The organism is Cupriavidus sp. C1SS-2L, from assembly GCF_057073735.1.
This window is the reverse complement of sequence record NZ_CP172708.1, coordinates 153,735-168,096: the sequence shown is the minus strand read 5'-3', so window position 1 is coordinate 168,096 and position 14,362 is coordinate 153,735. Positions and strand designations below refer to the sequence as shown.

15 protein-coding genes are annotated in these 14,362 nt (G+C 65.1%); 2 read left to right on the top strand and 13 right to left on the bottom strand.

The window, feature by feature from the left end; translation table 11 throughout:
- Positions 1 to 24: 24 nt before the first annotated feature.
- The 6 genes from ACIGJG_RS00710 to ACIGJG_RS00685 all read right to left on the bottom strand — a co-directional run bounded on the left by ACIGJG_RS00710 (position 25) and on the right by ACIGJG_RS00685 (position 6,233).
- Complete coding sequence (locus ACIGJG_RS00710; protein ID WP_140953219.1) at positions 25 to 1,206, bottom strand: acetyl-CoA C-acetyltransferase; 1,182 nt, start codon at positions 1,204 to 1,206, stop codon at positions 25 to 27.
- Between the two features lie 110 nt (positions 1,207 to 1,316).
- Entirely contained in the window at positions 1,317 to 1,988 is a 672-nt protein-coding gene (can, locus tag ACIGJG_RS00705; RefSeq protein WP_011296327.1) for a carbonate dehydratase, read from the bottom strand.
- On the bottom strand, positions 1,985 to 3,811 hold the full coding sequence (gene aceK, locus ACIGJG_RS00700) for a bifunctional isocitrate dehydrogenase kinase/phosphatase (RefSeq protein ID WP_011296326.1): 1,827 nt from the start codon (positions 3,809 to 3,811) through the stop codon (positions 1,985 to 1,987). The genes can and aceK overlap by 4 nt, the downstream gene beginning before the upstream one ends.
- Positions 3,812 to 3,977: 166 nt before the next feature.
- Positions 3,978 to 5,159, bottom strand: a complete 1,182-nt coding sequence (locus ACIGJG_RS00695) for an isovaleryl-CoA dehydrogenase (RefSeq protein WP_011296325.1) — start codon at positions 5,157 to 5,159, stop codon at positions 3,978 to 3,980.
- Positions 5,160 to 5,204: 45 nt separating this feature from the next.
- The gene (locus ACIGJG_RS00690; RefSeq protein ID WP_011296324.1) at positions 5,205 to 5,684 is read right to left on the bottom strand and encodes a PaaI family thioesterase; all 480 of its coding nucleotides are present in this window, start codon (positions 5,682 to 5,684) and stop codon (positions 5,205 to 5,207) included.
- Positions 5,685 to 5,777: 93 nt separating this feature from the next.
- Positions 5,778 to 6,233 carry a MerR family transcriptional regulator gene (locus ACIGJG_RS00685; protein ID WP_011296323.1) on the bottom strand — a complete coding sequence of 152 codons (456 nt, stop codon included), beginning with the start codon at positions 6,231 to 6,233 and terminating at the stop codon, positions 5,778 to 5,780.
- Between the two features lie 230 nt (positions 6,234 to 6,463).
- On the opposite strand from ACIGJG_RS00685, the gene ACIGJG_RS00680 reads away from it, so the two are divergent.
- Entirely contained in the window at positions 6,464 to 7,540 is a 1,077-nt protein-coding gene (locus ACIGJG_RS00680) for an MBL fold metallo-hydrolase (protein WP_011296322.1), read from the top strand.
- 6 nt (positions 7,541 to 7,546) lie between these two features.
- Here ACIGJG_RS00680 and ACIGJG_RS00675 read toward each other — a convergent pair whose 3' ends face one another.
- From ACIGJG_RS00675 to argS, 5 genes are all read right to left on the bottom strand, one after another.
- A complete protein-coding gene (locus ACIGJG_RS00675) occupies positions 7,547 to 8,374 on the bottom strand; it encodes a helical backbone metal receptor (RefSeq protein WP_220631205.1) in 828 nt (275 codons plus the stop codon).
- 2 nt (positions 8,375 to 8,376) lie between these two features.
- Positions 8,377 to 9,174, bottom strand: coding sequence for an SDR family oxidoreductase (locus ACIGJG_RS00670; protein WP_011296320.1), 798 nt, complete (start codon positions 9,172 to 9,174; stop codon positions 8,377 to 8,379).
- Positions 9,175 to 9,241: 67 nt separating this feature from the next.
- The gene (locus ACIGJG_RS00665; protein WP_011296319.1) at positions 9,242 to 9,877 is read right to left on the bottom strand and encodes a thiol:disulfide interchange protein DsbA/DsbL; all 636 of its coding nucleotides are present in this window, start codon (positions 9,875 to 9,877) and stop codon (positions 9,242 to 9,244) included.
- 103 nt (positions 9,878 to 9,980) lie between these two features.
- On the bottom strand, positions 9,981 to 10,769 hold the full coding sequence (locus ACIGJG_RS00660) for an SPOR domain-containing protein (RefSeq protein ID WP_140953220.1): 789 nt from the start codon (positions 10,767 to 10,769) through the stop codon (positions 9,981 to 9,983).
- 126 nt (positions 10,770 to 10,895) lie between these two features.
- Positions 10,896 to 12,683, bottom strand: a complete 1,788-nt coding sequence (argS, locus tag ACIGJG_RS00655; protein WP_140953221.1) for an arginine--tRNA ligase — start codon at positions 12,681 to 12,683, stop codon at positions 10,896 to 10,898.
- Positions 12,684 to 12,955: 272 nt separating this feature from the next.
- On the opposite strand from argS, the gene ACIGJG_RS00650 reads away from it, so the two are divergent.
- Positions 12,956 to 13,273 (top strand): DUF1840 domain-containing protein, encoded by a 318-nt coding sequence (locus ACIGJG_RS00650; protein ID WP_011296316.1) that lies wholly within the window; start codon positions 12,956 to 12,958, stop codon positions 13,271 to 13,273.
- 172 nt (positions 13,274 to 13,445) lie between these two features.
- On the opposite strand, the gene ACIGJG_RS00645 is transcribed toward ACIGJG_RS00650, so the two are convergent.
- Together ACIGJG_RS00645 and ACIGJG_RS00640 are read right to left on the bottom strand one after the other, a co-directional pair.
- Positions 13,446 to 13,865: an ElaB/YgaM/YqjD family protein gene (locus tag ACIGJG_RS00645; RefSeq protein ID WP_011296315.1), complete on the bottom strand. Its 420-nt coding sequence runs from the start codon at positions 13,863 to 13,865 to the stop codon at positions 13,446 to 13,448.
- 45 nt (positions 13,866 to 13,910) lie between these two features.
- Positions 13,911 to 14,075, bottom strand: coding sequence for a DUF1328 domain-containing protein (locus ACIGJG_RS00640; protein WP_011296314.1), 165 nt, complete (start codon positions 14,073 to 14,075; stop codon positions 13,911 to 13,913).
- Between the last annotated feature and the right edge of the window lie 287 nt (positions 14,076 to 14,362).

Genomic DNA, 14,362 nt, shown 5'->3' with positions numbered 1-14,362 from the left:
GAGGGGGGAACATGCTGGGTTGAATCAGACGATCTCGATACCAACCGCCGTCGCCTCTCCGCCACCAATGCACAGGCTGGCCACGCCACGCTTGCCGCCCGTCTTGCGCAGCGCGCCGATCAGCGTGGTCATGATGCGTGCGCCCGAGGCGCCGATCGGATGGCCCAGCGCACACGCGCCGCCGTGGATATTGACCTTCTCGCGCGGAATCTTGAGGTCGTGCATCGCAGCCATCGGCACCACGGCGAAGGCCTCGTTGATCTCGAACAGGTCGATGCTGTCGGTGGTCCAGTCCAGCTTGCGGTACAGCTTGGCCATGGCCTCGACCGGTGCGGTGGTGAACCAGCCCGGCGCCTGCGCGTGCGTGGTGTGGCCAAGCATGCGTGCGATGGGCTGCAGGCCCAGTTTCTTGGCGGTCGATTCGCGCATCATCACGAGCGCCGAGGCGCCGTCGTTGATCGACGAGGACGATGCGGCGGTGATGGTGCCGTCCTTGGCGAACGCCGGCTTCAGCGACGGGATCTTGTCGGTCTTGATGCGGCGCGGGCCTTCATCGGTATCGATGACGGTGTCGCCGCCCTTGCCCGACACGGTGACCGGCGCGATCTCCCAGCGGAAGTCGCCAGCCTCGGTGGCCTGCTGCGCGCGGCGCACGCTTTCGATCGCGAAGGTGTCCTGCTGCTCGCGCGTGAAGCCGTACTTGGCGGCGCAGTCTTCGCCGAAGGTACCCATCGCGCGGCCCTTGTCGTACGCGTCTTCGAGGCCGTCGAGCATCATGTGGTCATAGATCATGCCGTGGCCGATGCGGTAACCGCCGCGCCCCTTCGGGATCAGGTACGGCGCGTTGGTCATGCTCTCCATGCCGCCGGCAACGGCGATGTCGAACGAGCCCGCCACCAGCCCGTCATAGACGTTCATGGCCGCACGCATGCCCGAGCCGCACATCTTGTTGACGGTGGTGCAGCCAACGCTGAGCGGCAGACCCGCGCCGAGCGCCGCCTGTCGTGCGGGCGCCTGGCCCTGACCGGCCGGCAACACGCAGCCGAACACCACTTCCTCGACCTGTTCGGGCTTGATGCCTGCGCGTTCCACTGCGGCGCGGATGGCGACCGCGCCGAGCTGCGGCGCCGTCAGCGATGCGAACTCGCCCTGGAAAGCCGCCATGGGGGTGCGGGCGGCGGAAACGATGACGATCGGGTCTTGCATGTCTGTTCTCCTGATATCGGTATGCTTCACCACCGTCGCTCCGTGCGGGTAAGGGTACGCGCACGGAAACGACGGTGTTTGATTCGATGACTACATGATGCCGCGCACGTTCAGCGGATGGAGGCCTGCGGCGGATCGCCGAACTGTCGGTAGGCCGCGGCGAGCTGCTCGTGCAGTTCGTCGTTGTTGCTCGCAGCCATGCCGAGGTCGCGCAGCAGGCCGTCGGAGACGCCATAGATCCAGCCGTGCACCGTCACAGCCTGTCCGCGCGACCACGCGTCCTGCAGCACGGTGGTCTGGCAGATGTTGCTGACCTGCTCGATGACATTGAGCTCGCACAGCCGCGTGTGCGCATCTTCCTCGCGCAGGATGGTGCCGAGATAGGCCTCGTGCTTGTCGGCCACATCGCGCACATGGCGCAGCCAGTTGTCAGCCAGGCCGATGCGCTCGCGCTTAAGCGCGACCTTCACGCCGCCGCAACCATAGTGGCCGACCACGGTGATGTGGCGCACCTTGAGCACTTCCACGGCGAACTGGATTACCGACAGCGCGTTCAGGTCGCTGTGCGCGATCACGTTGGCGATATTGCGGTGGACGAAGACCTCGCCCGGCGCCAGGCCAAGGATCTGGTTGGCGGGCACGCGCGAATCGGAGCAGCCGATCCACAGGTATTCCGGCGCCTGCTGGTTGGCCAGGCGCATGAAGAAGGTCGGATCTTCCGCGTTGACGCGGTCGACCCATTCGCGGTTGTTGCGGAACAGCTGGGCGATAGCGTCACTCATGCGACTCTCCTTGCGAAACTGGCGACGGGCGTGCCGTGCGCAGCCGTGCCGTAGCGGTTGATGAAGCGTTCAGAAATGGGATAGGCAAAGAAGTCATGAACATGTCCGGCCAGCAGCCGGTCTTTATGGCTCTGCCACATGGCAGGGTCGAATAAATCTTCGTGATGGCGCAGGAACGCCTCGCGCACGCGCGGGTTCCCGAGCAGGAAAGTACGGAACGTCTCCGGAAAGATGTCGTGCGGCCGCACGGTGTACCAGATATCGCCCGACATTTCTTCCTCTTCGTTGCGCGGCTGGGGCACGCGGCGCACATTGCAGTCGGTGAAGTACTCGATCTCGTCGTAGTCGTAGAACACCACGCGGCCGTGGCGCGTTACGCCGAAATTCTTGTACAGCATGTCGCCCGGGAAGATGTTAGCGGCGATCAGCTCCTTGATGGCATTGCCGTATTCGATGATGCCGTGCTCGAGTTGCTCGTCGGTGCCTTCCTGCAGCCAGATGTTCAGCGGCGTCATGCGGCGCTCGATGTAGACGTGGCGCACCACGATCTCCTCGCCGCCGTCCTTGCCGCGCTGGTATTCGATCATCGACGGCGCGTGGTGTTCCAGCTCGCGCACGAGGTCCTCGTCGAAACGCGACAGCGGAAAGGCCACGTTGGAGTATTCCAGCGTGTCGGCCATGCGGCCGACACGGTCGTGCTGCTTGACGAGCTGGTACTTGGACTTGATCAGCTCGCGCGTGGTCTCCTTCGGCGCCGGGTAGAAATCCTTGATGACCTTGAACACATACGGATACGACGGCAGCGTGAACACCAGCATCACCAGCCCCTTGATGCCCGGCGCGCTGATGAACTTGTCCGACGAATGCTGCAGGTGATGGAGGAAATCGCGGTAGAACAGGTTTTTGCCCTGCTTCTGCAAACCGAGCGAGGTGTAGATCTCCGCGCGCGGCTTGCGCGGCATGATGTCGCGCAGGAAGGTCACGTAGGCCGACGGAATTTCCATGTCGACCATGAAGTACGAGTGCGTGAACGAGAACAGGATCAGCACCTGCACCTTCTTGAGCAGCACGGCATCCAGTGTCAGCTTGCCCGACGGACCGTGCACGATCGGAATCGCCAGCGGATAGGTGCGATCGGCGTTCACGATGCGGCCGATGATGAAGGCCGTCTTGTTGCGGAAGAACAGCGACGACAGCACGTGGATCTGGAAATTCGGCGCGATGCGGAAGTCGCCGAAGTGCTCCTCCACGCCCCGCACGACATGGCCGACGTCGCGGCGCAGGTCTTCGAACGGCGTTTCCAGCTGGAAGTTGTGCACGATCCGCTCGAAGCACTCGGCCATGCCCTGCCGGCTGCCGGGGTAGTAGGCGCGGAACGTGGGCCTGGTCGGCGACTCCTCGTTCTCGATGTACTCGGTCGAGATCGCCGGGCGCACGAAGATGAAGTCGTTGTTGAAGTAAGAGCGGTGCAGCAGGCGCGTGCAGACCGAATTGAAGAACGTCTCGGCCAGCTCCGGCTGGTGGTGATTGGTCAACAGGCCGATGTAGTGCAGCTTGATCTGCTGCCAGATCTCGTCCTCGATATTCTCGGCGTCGTACTCGTCCTCGAGGATCACGCTGGTTTCGCGCACGCGCTCGTTGTAGAACGCGATGCGGTCGCGTTGCATCTGCTGCAGGCTATGCCAGTCGCCGGCCTCGAATTTCACCTTGGCCTGGCGGCTGACCTCGCGGAATAGCCGGTAATGCTTGTCGAACCCGTCCAGCATGGTCCGCGCCACGTCGAAGGCAATCTGCGAAGAGAGCAGTTTGGGGAAGTGGGACATGAGACGAGTGGACGCGTTCTGGCGGGGGCTAGTGGGATTGTAAATGGGTTTCGGGACTCGATTTGGGGTGCTCAGTGGCGAATACCTTCCGAATAGCCGCCGGTTTGCTCCGCCTCTCCCGCTGACGGGAGAGGGAGGAACCCGGCGATACCAGGCGCCGTCAGAATCACATCGTCTCGGCAAACAATTCCCGACCAATCAGCATCCGCCGAATCTCTGAAGTCCCGGCCCCAATCTCGTACAGCTTGGCATCGCGCCACAGCCGCCCGGCCGGGTATTCGTTGATATAGCCGTTGCCGCCCAGGATCTGCACGGTTTCGCCGGCCATCCAGGTGGCCTTCTCCGCCGTGTACAGGATCACGGCGGCGCAATCCTTGCGCACCTGGCGCACGTGCTCGCTGCCGAGCGAATCCAGGTTCTTGCCAACTGTGTACAGATAGCTGCGCGCTGCCTGCAGCGTCGTGTACATGTCGGCGACCTTGCCCTGGATCAGCTGGAATTCGCCGATGCTCTGGCCAAACTGCTTGCGGTCGTGGATGTACGGTGTGACCACGTCCATGCACGCCTGCATGATGCCGATCGGGCCGCCCGACAGCACCGCGCGTTCGTAGTCGAGACCGCTCATCAGTACCTTGGCGCCGCTGTTCTCGCCGCCAAGTATGTTCTCGACCGGCACCTCCACGTCCTCGAACACCAGTTCGCCGGTGTGCGACCCCCGCATGCCGAGCTTGTCCAGCTTCTGCGCGACCGAGAAGCCCTTCATGCCCTTCTCGACGATGAACGCGGTCATGCCGCGCGCGCCGAGGTCCGGTTCCGTCTTGGCGTAGACGACCAGCACGTCGCAATCCGGGCCGTTCGTGATCCACATCTTGGTGCCGTTGAGCACGAAGCGGTCGCCTTTGAAATCGGCGCGCAGCTTCATGCTGACGACGTCGGAGCCGGCATTGGGCTCGCTCATCGCGAGCGCGCCGATCCACTCGCCCGACACCAGCTTCGGCAGGTACTTCGCCTTCTGCGAGGCGGTGCCGTTGCGGTGGATCTGATTCACGCACAGGTTCGAATGCGCGCCATAGGACAAGCCGACCGACGCCGAGGCACGGCTGATTTCCTCCATCGCCACCATGTGGGCCAGGTAGCCCATGTTGGCGCCGCCGTACTCCTCGGCCACGGTGATGCCGAGCACGCCGAGGTCGCCCATCTTCTTCCAGGCGTCCATCGGAAACTGGTCGGTGCGGTCGATCTCACCCGCGCGCGGCGCCAGCTCCGCCTGCGCCCAGTCGCGCACGGCACCGCGCAGCATCTCGATGTCATCGCCCAGGTCGAATTTCAGGCCAGGCAGTTCGGTCATGGTGGTCTCCTTGGGGTCTTGTTGGCAGCAGCGGTTCGGCGCGTGTCAGACGTGTCCGAGCGTACGCACGACGCAAAGCGTCATCAGCATGGTCGCCACGAGCTTGCGGCGACCCTGTTGTTCGACAAAGACATCGCCCTGGGCCACGATCAGCGTACGGCCGGGCTTGAGCACGCGCCCCACGGCTATCAGGCGTTCGCCCTGCGCCGGGGACAGCAGGTTGATCTTGTATTCGGCGGTCAGGCCCGCCTCGCCGTCGGCGACCAGGCTCAGCGCCGCATACCCGCACGCGCTGTCGGCCAGTGCGCCGACCACGCCGCCGTGGAAGAAGCCGTGCTGCTGGGTCACGCCTTCGGACCAGGGCATGGCGATTTCGACCTCGCCGCGCTCGACGCGGGCCAGGCTTGCACCGAAGGTCGTCATCAGGCCCTGGCGGGCAAAGCTCGTGGCAATGGTGTCCACACGAGCCGCCGACAACTGCTCGGGCTGGGCGGGGACAGCTGCGGCTTCAAGGTCCTGCGTCATGGCGGCTCCGTGGTGAGGTTGTCCGGAGTATTCTATTGACGTTTACGTAAACGTCAATCAGTAGTGGTGCGCTGACGCGCCACAAGTGCAGCGTCAGGCAGGTTCATGCTTGGCCGGAGCATTGCCGGGCGCCCGCTGGGCTTCAAGCAGTGCCTTGCACTGCTTCTCATGCTGATCGATCTCGGCGAGCTGCGCCTGCAGGTCTTCGAGCTGGCGCTCGAGCGCGGCGCGGTGCCCGGCCAATGCGTCGAGGAAGCGTTCGAGCTGCGGCGCGGTGTTGCGCGGAGACTCGTAGAGATCCAGAATTTCGCGGATCTCATTGAGAGTAAGCCCCAACCTTTTGCCGCGCAGCGCGAGCTTCAGGCGGGTGCGCTCGCGCCCGTTGAATACGCGCGTGCGGCCGCCAGGCCCGGCTCGCTCAGGCGAGAGCAGGCCCTGGTCTTCATAAAATCGGATCGTACGCGGCGTGACATCGAACTCGCGCGCAAGATCGGTGATCGTATAGGTGACCGGGCTGGCGGGTGATCCGGAAACGTGTGTGGCTGCCATGGTGCGCCCAAAGTAAGTGAACGGTCGTTCGTTGCGAAGTCAACTTTTGGCTTAAGATGGAGACGAGTCGCACGAGTTGACGTTTACGTTAGCGTCAACGCCTGCGGCTGGCAACCGGTGCTTTCATGCCCGGCCGATTTGGCCCGGCGTGACGGCAAAGACAAGAAAGCCCGCCTGCCCCGGCGTGAATCAGCGTGACACGGCGCAGGGCTTCGATCACGAGACTCCTCATGAACGCACTCGAACACCAGCTCCAATACCCGTTCGCGGACACCATGCCCGAGCCCGGCGCCAAACAGGAAGTGGCGCCCGGCGTCTACTGGCTGCGCATGCCCCTGCCCTTCGCGCTCGACCACATCAACCTGTGGCTGCTGCGGGATCACCAGGACGGCAAAGACGGCTGGACCATCATCGACTGCGGCATCACCAACGACACCATCAAGGCGCACTGGGAAACCATCTTCGCCAACGAACTCGAAGGGCTGCCGGTGTTGCGCGTGCTGGTCACGCACAGCCACCCGGACCATGTCGGCCTGGCGCATTGGCTGTGCAAGCGCTTCGATGTGCGGCTGTGGATGAGCCTGGGCGACTACATGAGCGCGCGCGTGATGGGCAGCGGCACCGGCGCGGGTTCCAGCGCCGGCGGCGAGCTGGCCGCCGAACACTTCGCGCGCCACGGCCTGACCGACCCGGACAGCCAGGAAAAGCTGCGCGCGCGCAAGACCTACTACCCGTCGCTGGTGCCAGACCTGCCCACGCAGTATCGCCGCCTGATGGACGGCGACACGGTCACGATCGGCACCGATCCGGCGACTTCGGGCTGGCGCGTGATCACCGGTTTCGGCCATTCGCCTGAGCACGTGGCGCTCTACAACGCTGCGACCCATGTGCTGATCTCCGGCGACATGGTGCTGCCGCGCATCTCGACCAATGTCAGTGTGTTCGACATGGAGCCGGAAGCCAACTCGCTGCAGCTCTATCTCGATTCACTGAGCAAGTACGAAGGCCTGCCCGAGGACGTGCTGATCCTGCCATCGCACGGCCGGCCCTTCCGCAACCTGCACACGCGCATCGCCCAACTGCGCGAACACCATGTGGATCGCCTCGCCGAAACGCTCGAAGCGTGCCGCGAAAAGCCGTGCTGCGCGCACGATATCGTCAGCGTGATCTTCAAGCGCCAGTTCGACATCCACCAGATGACGTTTGCGATGGGCGAATCGCTCGCGCACCTGCATGCGCTGTGGCATCGCGGCGAGCTGGTGCGGGAAACGGGCGATGACGGTGTGATCCGCTTTCGGGCGGCTTGATATCGCTCAGCCGCGCGCAGCCAGCGCGGCGAGGTAGCGCACCCCTTCAATGGCGCGGCTGCCGTACCAGGACAGCATCTCGCCATCGACCAGCTGCACCGGCTTGCCGAGCTGCCGCTCGAGCGCGTCGGCATGGTCTTCGGTAAAGCGGTAGGGCTCGGTGGACAGCAGCACCTCATCGAGCCCACGTACCAGCGCGTCGTTCCAGCGAAAGCTCGGATAGCGCTCTCCCGCCGCGTTCGGCCGGGTGCAGTCGCCGTCCGCGCACGCCTGCGGCGTCTCTTCGGGCCAGGTCTGCCAGTTCACCAGCGCCAGCATGCGGCTGATATAGGTATTGCGCGACACGGTCATCCACGGGTCCTGCCAGATCGCGTAGAGCACCTTGCGGGCGGGCCACGCACGCGCTTGGATGGCCTTCAGTTCCGCCTGCAGCGCGGCGCACAGGCGCTCGGCCTGCGGCTGGCGTCCGAAAATGCCGCCGAGCAGCCGGTACAACTCGAAATTGTCTTCCGGCGCGCACGGATGCGTGACGATCACGTTGGGCACGAAGGCGCGGATCTCCTCCACGGTTTCGCGGCGGTTCTCGTCGATATTGACCACGACATGCGTGGGCGCCAGATCGCGCAGGCGGTCCAGCTTCACGTCCTTGGTGCCGCCCACCTTGGCCACGGCGCGCACGGCCGGTTCCGGATGGATGCAGAAGCCCGTGCGTGCGACCATCTGCTCGCCCAGTTCCAGCGAAAATAGCAGCTCCGTCACCGACGGCACCAGCGAGGCGATGCGCACATCGCCGCTGGCCGCGGCATGCTGCTCGCCGATGGCGTCGCGCCACATGGTCAGTCCCCTTCGCCGTTGCGCGGCTTGCGCGGCGCGCTTGCCGCCAGCGCATCGTAAAGCCAGCGTGGCATCAGGTGCATCAGCGACGCGACCATGCCCATCTGCCAGGGGATCACCTTGAAGCGGCTGCCGGCGCCGATCGCCTTGACGGCCTTGCGCGCAAAAACGTCGGCATCGGTCAGGAACGGCATGCGGTACGGGTTGTGCGCCGTCATCGGCGTACGGATATAGCCGGGCGCGATGGTCACCACGCGGATGCCATGGCGGCGCTCTTCCAGCCGCAGGCTTTCCAGCAGCTTGATCACCGCGGACTTGGACGCGCTGTACGCACCACCGCCCGGCAGCCCGCGCACACCGGCCACGCTGGCAATGCCGACCAGCGTGCCGCGCCAGCCGCCGACACCGGGGTCCCGGTCGCGCATGGGCTGCAGGAAGGGCTGGAAGGTGGTCAGCACGCCGAACCAGTTGGTATCCATGACCATGCGGAACGCTTCGAGGTCCTCGCGCTCGCTGGCCACCGTGCCGACCGACACGCCGGCGTTGGCGATGACCACGTCGGGCACGCCGTAGCGGTCCAGGAAGTCCTGCGCGGCCCGCTGCATGGCGTCGGCATCGCGCACATCGGCGGCATAGACGTGCACGGCGCCAGGATTGGGCAGGCTTTGGGCAAGGTCGCGCAGGGCATCTTCACGCCGCGCGACGAGCCCGAGGATGGCGCCTTGCTGCGCATATTCGCGCGCCAGCGCCTGGCCCAGGCCGCTGGAGGCGCCGGTGAGGAAGACTTTCAGGGGGCGCATCGGTCTACCGGAAGCTCAAATAAAAAAAGGCCGGTACGACATCGTACCGGCCTTCGGGAAATCGCGTTCAGAGCTTCTTGTCGCGGACCTGGGTCACCAGGTAATCCATGGCCTGGATTGCACCGGTCTTGGTGCCAGCAATGGACGGCGAAGTCACGTACTTGCCCTGGACCACCACGGTCGGCACGCCGTCGACCTTGTACGCGTCGGCAATCTTGTTCGCACGCTGCGCGTTGGTCGTCACCGAGAACGAGTTATAGGCATCGAGGAACGCCTTGCGGTCGATGCCGTTCTTGGCCATGAAATCGGCGATCTCATTCGGGTCCAGCATGCGCTTGCGGTCGACGTGGATCGCGTTGAAGACCTTGGCATGCATGGCGTCCAGCTTGCCGATGGACTCCAGCGCATAGAAGATCTTCGTGTGCGGCAGCAGGTCGTCGCGGAAGGCCACGGGCACCCGCTTGAAGACCACGTCCTTGCCCTGCTTCTTGACCCACGCTTCGAGTTCGGGCTCGAAATCGAAGCAGTGCGGGCAGCCGTACCAGAAGAACTCGGTGACTTCGATCTTGCCCGCCGGCACAGGCTGCGGCGCCTTCAGCACCTGGTATTCCTTGCCTTCGGTGGGCGCCGCGTGGGCGGGGGCAGTCATCAACAGGCTGCCGACAGCGGCGAACGTAGCAATCAGTGCGGCAAGTTTCTTCATCTTGGAACGGCCTTCCGGTTTGGGCGAGGTTTGGGCGATGAGCGTATGACAGCGGCGGCGGCATCCGGTTCAGCGGGGCCGCCAGCCTCGTGGTTACAGCGCGTTACTGCTTGGTGAAGCGGATCACGGAGGCATCGAATCCGGCCGACTGCAGCCGGTCGCGCGCCTTGTTCATGTCCTCGATGCGGGCATAGGGGCCGATGCGGACGCGGTACATCTTGACGCCGTTGACGTCACGGTCGGTGATCCTGGCTTCGAAACCCTGCATCGCCAGGTTGGCCTTCTGGCGATCGGCGTCGTCCGACGAGCGGAACGCACCGACCTGCAGCAGGTAGCCCACCTTGTTGGCATCTGCCTGGGCGATCTCGGCAATCGGATCCGACACCGGCTTCTCGGCCGGCTTGTTGTTCGCAACTGTCCTGTCGGCAGGCTTTTCAACCGGCTTCTCGGCGGGCTTTTCCGCGGGGCGCGCGACCGCCACGGGCGGCTGGCGGTCACCGTTGCCGTTTCCGTTGCTATTGCCATTGCCGTTGCGGTTCTCCGGCGCGGTGGCCACGGGCGGCTGTTGCTGCGGCTGCGCTTCAGGCGCGGGCTGGCCAACCGGCTTGGCCGGCGTCTTGCTCCACAGCGGCTTGTTCGGGTCGGTCGGGCCTTCCTGCTGAGACTGCGATTGCGTGGGGCTCGGCAGGTTGCTGGTTACGTTGCCGGGTTCGCTGGGCCGGGGCGGCGCATTCTTCTGCTGGAACGGCGCCGGCGACTTGGTGATATACAGGGCGACCACCACGGCAATGGCCAGGCCGACGATCAGCCCGAGCACCAGGCCCAGGAACGTTCCCCCGCGCTGCTGGCTGCGGCGGGCACTGCGCGCGTCGCGCTTGCGTTGCTGTTGCATAAGTCCTCTTAGGTGTTGCCGGGAGATTATAGTGCCAGCGCCGCCCGCGGCGGCGCCGGCCACATTGCGGAGCAACACTGCCCCGCCAGCCGGCCCGATCGCACGCCGGTGCCTTGACTTCCGTACTTACATGCGGCGCGGCGCCGAGACGCCGATCACCGCCAGGCCATTGCGCAGCACCTGGCGCGTGGCGGCCAGCAGTGCCAGGCGGGCACGCTTGACGGCTTCGTCATCGACCAGCACGCGGTCGGCGTTGTAGAACGCGTGGAAATCCCCGGCCAGGTCGCGCAGGTAGAACGCAACGGCGTGCGGCGCCAGTTCGCCCGCAGCGGCGGCCAGCATCTCGGGGAACTCGGCCAGGCGCTGGCCCAGCGCCAGTGCCTGCGGGCTCGCGTCGGCACCGGTGACGGCGGCCAGGTCGGTGCCGGCCAGTTCGGCCAGGCGGCTTTCCCAGTCGGCGCCGCCCCACGATTCGAAGATCGAGCAGATGCGCGCGTGGGCGTACTGCACGTAGTACACCGGGTTCTCGTCGTTCTGCTTGAGCGCGAGGTCCACGTCGAACACGAACTCCGTGTCAGCCTTGCGCGACAGCAGGAAGAAGCGCACGGCATCGCGCCCGCGCGTGAAGTGCTCGGGCCAGTCGGCCACGCCTGCGTCCAGGCAGCCGCGAATGGTTTCATCGCCGCCGTTTGACCACTCGATCAGGTCGCGCACGGTCACATACGAGCCGGCACGCTTGGAGATCTTCACCTCCTCGCCGTTCTTCATCACGGTGACCATCTTGTGCAGCACGTAGTCGGGGTAGCCCTTGGGGATGCCGATGTCGAGCCCCTGCAGCCCGGCGCGCACGCGCGCGATGGTGCCGTGGTGGTCGCTGCCCTGTACGTTAATGACCTTGGTGAAGCCGCGCTCCCACTTGGTGGTGTGGTAGGCCACGTCCGGCACGAAGTACGTGTAGGTACCGTCGGTCTTCTTCATGACCCGGTCCTTGTCGTCGCCGTCGTCGGTGGTGCGCAGCCACAGCGCGCCTTCGCTCTCGTAGGTCTTGCCCTTGCCGACCAGACCCTGCACCGCGGCTTCGACGCGGCCGTCGGTGTACAGCGATGATTCCAGGTAGTAGTGGTCGAACTTGACGCCGAAGGCCTGCAGGTCAATGTCCTGCTCGTTGCGCAGGTAGGTCACCGCGAATTTGCGGATCGAGTCGAGATCCTCTGGGTTGCCCGACGCGGTCACCGGCTCGCCATCGGACGCGCTCACGGTCTTGCCGGCCAGGAAGTCGGCGGCGATGTCGCCGATGTAGTCGCCGTTGTAGGCGGCTTCCGGCCAGTTGGCATCGCCGGGCTTGAAGCCCCGCGCGCGCGCCTGCACCGACACGGCCAGGTTCTGGATCTGCACGCCGGCGTCGTTGTAGTAGAACTCGCGGTGCACGTCATAGCCCTGCCACGACAGCAGATTGGCCAGCGCGTCGCCGAGCGCCGCCTGACGGCCATGGCCGACGTGCAGCGGGCCGGTCGGGTTGGCCGAGACGAATTCGACCAGCACGTTGCCGTGCATGCCGCGCTCCTGGGCGCCGTAGCCGTCGCCCTCGCTCAGCACCGCGCGCAACACGTCCGCCTTGGCGGCCGGCGTCAGGCGCAGGTTGATGAAGCCCGGGCCGGCGATCTCCATGCCCGCGACCAGTTCGGCCGCGCGCGGATCGGCCTGCACCATCGCCACGATGCGCTGGGCCAGTTCGCGCGGATTGCTCTTGAGCGCGCGCGCCACCTGCATGGCGATGTTGCATGCCAGGTCGCCGTGGGCGGCGGCCTTCGGCCGCTCGAATGTCACGGCGGGCAGGGCCGCATCGGCCGGCGCGAGCGCGCGCACGGCATCAGTGAACGCAGCGGCAAGATTGGAGGTCTGAACAGGCAGCATGGGTGTCGAGGCCCTGTTGGGCGGTAGTCGGGCAGGCGGTGCGTCGGCCCGCGCAGCCAAACCGGCAATGGCCGGCAGAGAGCACGTGCGGAACGCCGAAAGCGGTGCGCAAGTGCGCGCCGCGCCGCGTGACCGGCAATGGAATTCGGAAACGCGGAATTTTATCAGGTGCTATGCTGACATCATGCGCGCGGCTCGCAAGAGCCACAATCCGAGCGGTGACTTCCCCCGGGGAACCCGCCTTCTGCAGGTCCGTGAAAGGAAACAACATCATGCTGATCACCTTCAAATCCCACGCCGCGCAGGACCTGATCATGATGCGAGATCTGGCCGTGACGCTCATGGGCATCATCGGCAAGCATCTTGGAGAGCGAGGGGTGATCACAGTGGAAGAACTGCCGCGCGCGATCCAGAAACTCGAAGCCGCGGTTTCCGACGCCAAGCGCACTCACCCCGCCGAAGCCGCCGTCGACGGCAAGCATGACGAAGAGGAAGAGGAGCCACTGCACCTCGGCCAGCGCGCCTATCCGTTCCTCGACATGCTGCGCGCCTCGCAGCGCGAAGGCGTGGACGTACTCTGGGGCGTGTGAGGAAATTCTGAGGACGGTGCTGCGTTTTGTCGCAGCGCCGTAATGGCTGCACATACAAAAAAAAGCGCCCGACGCCGCCATGGCGGCGTCGGGCTTCCGGATCGTGGATGTCTTCCGGACAAGGGGGGAATGTTGCCGGCCATCGCGCCTGCCCGCGGATGGCCGCAGCGTGCTACTCCCGGTGATTGCGGGTGGCCAGCATCAGCCCAATCAGCGCGCCGATCGCGGCTGCCAGTCCCACGGCTTTCAGCGGGGACTCTGCTACGCGCTGCTGGGCATGCACGACGGCTCCATCCATCCGTTCGCGGACCTGGGATACGCCATCCTCGGCTTGCGCCCGCAAGCGCTCCGTCATTTCACTGGCCCGCGCGCGCAGGCGGCGCCCGGCGTTCAGGCTTTGCTCCGATCCTTCGCTGGCCAGCACTTCGATGGTGTGCTGGAGCTGCGAGATCAGCGATTTCACCTCGTCCGAGATGGGCCCTGCCGCGTCGCGCGTATCGCGTGCGGCGTGCCGGATCCGGCGAATGGTGCTGTCGGCGCTGTCGGCGAGGTGGGTGATTTCCTTCCGGACTTTGGGGTTCTGCGTCAGCATGGGCTCTCCTCAGGTCGTGGGGCACAGGTCAGGGCGCGTTAAGCGTCACCGTCTGCGGACCAGACCCATTACGGCGGTAACCAAAGCCACGATCAGGAAAATGAAGAACAGGATTTTCGCGATCTCTACGGCGCCGGCAGCAATACCGCCAAAACCGAAAACCGCGGCAATCAGCGCGATAACGAAAAAGACGAGTGCATATTGCAGCATGACTGGACTCCCGAAGGAGGCGAAACCTGCCCGCCTGGCGGACGGAATCGCCGGTTAGGGCTTGCGCGGTGACGAACAAGCTCATAGCCTCATCGTAGGAAGCCCTCCCCGGCGCAGACACCGACAGCGGGCCGATTCCGCTGTCAGCCAAGTCCTACAGTGCCCGCCCGGAGCACCGCATGCAGCGTCGAATCGTGCATGCCGAAAGTGGCCGCAACCACTTTCAAAGGTTGACCTCGCCGTGAGGATGTGATCCCATGGCCGCACCCCGGCGGCAAGCGCCCCAC

Coding starts and splice junctions, on each gene's coding strand:
- ACIGJG_RS00695 (WP_011296325.1), bottom strand. CDS start 5,159: ATGACCGAACTGCCTGGCCTGAAATTCGACCTGGGCGATGACATCGAG.
- ACIGJG_RS00640 (WP_011296314.1), bottom strand. CDS start 14,075: ATGCTGCAATATGCACTCGTCTTTTTCGTTATCGCGCTGATTGCCGCG.
- ACIGJG_RS00680 (WP_011296322.1), top strand. CDS start 6,464: ATGAACGCACTCGAACACCAGCTCCAATACCCGTTCGCGGACACCATG.
- argS (WP_140953221.1), bottom strand. CDS start 12,683: ATGCTGCCTGTTCAGACCTCCAATCTTGCCGCTGCGTTCACTGATGCC.
- aceK (WP_011296326.1), bottom strand. CDS start 3,811: ATGTCCCACTTCCCCAAACTGCTCTCTTCGCAGATTGCCTTCGACGTG.
- ACIGJG_RS00685 (WP_011296323.1), bottom strand. CDS start 6,233: ATGGCAGCCACACACGTTTCCGGATCACCCGCCAGCCCGGTCACCTAT.
- can (WP_011296327.1), bottom strand. CDS start 1,988: ATGAGTGACGCTATCGCCCAGCTGTTCCGCAACAACCGCGAATGGGTC.
- ACIGJG_RS00660 (WP_140953220.1), bottom strand. CDS start 10,769: ATGCAACAGCAACGCAAGCGCGACGCGCGCAGTGCCCGCCGCAGCCAG.
- ACIGJG_RS00650 (WP_011296316.1), top strand. CDS start 12,956: ATGCTGATCACCTTCAAATCCCACGCCGCGCAGGACCTGATCATGATG.
- ACIGJG_RS00665 (WP_011296319.1), bottom strand. CDS start 9,877: ATGAAGAAACTTGCCGCACTGATTGCTACGTTCGCCGCTGTCGGCAGC.
- ACIGJG_RS00710 (WP_140953219.1), bottom strand. CDS start 1,206: ATGCAAGACCCGATCGTCATCGTTTCCGCCGCCCGCACCCCCATGGCG.
- ACIGJG_RS00670 (WP_011296320.1), bottom strand. CDS start 9,174: ATGCGCCCCCTGAAAGTCTTCCTCACCGGCGCCTCCAGCGGCCTGGGC.
- ACIGJG_RS00690 (WP_011296324.1), bottom strand. CDS start 5,684: ATGACGCAGGACCTTGAAGCCGCAGCTGTCCCCGCCCAGCCCGAGCAG.
- ACIGJG_RS00675 (WP_220631205.1), bottom strand. CDS start 8,374: ATGTGGCGCGACGCCATCGGCGAGCAGCATGCCGCGGCCAGCGGCGAT.
- ACIGJG_RS00645 (WP_011296315.1), bottom strand. CDS start 13,865: ATGCTGACGCAGAACCCCAAAGTCCGGAAGGAAATCACCCACCTCGCC.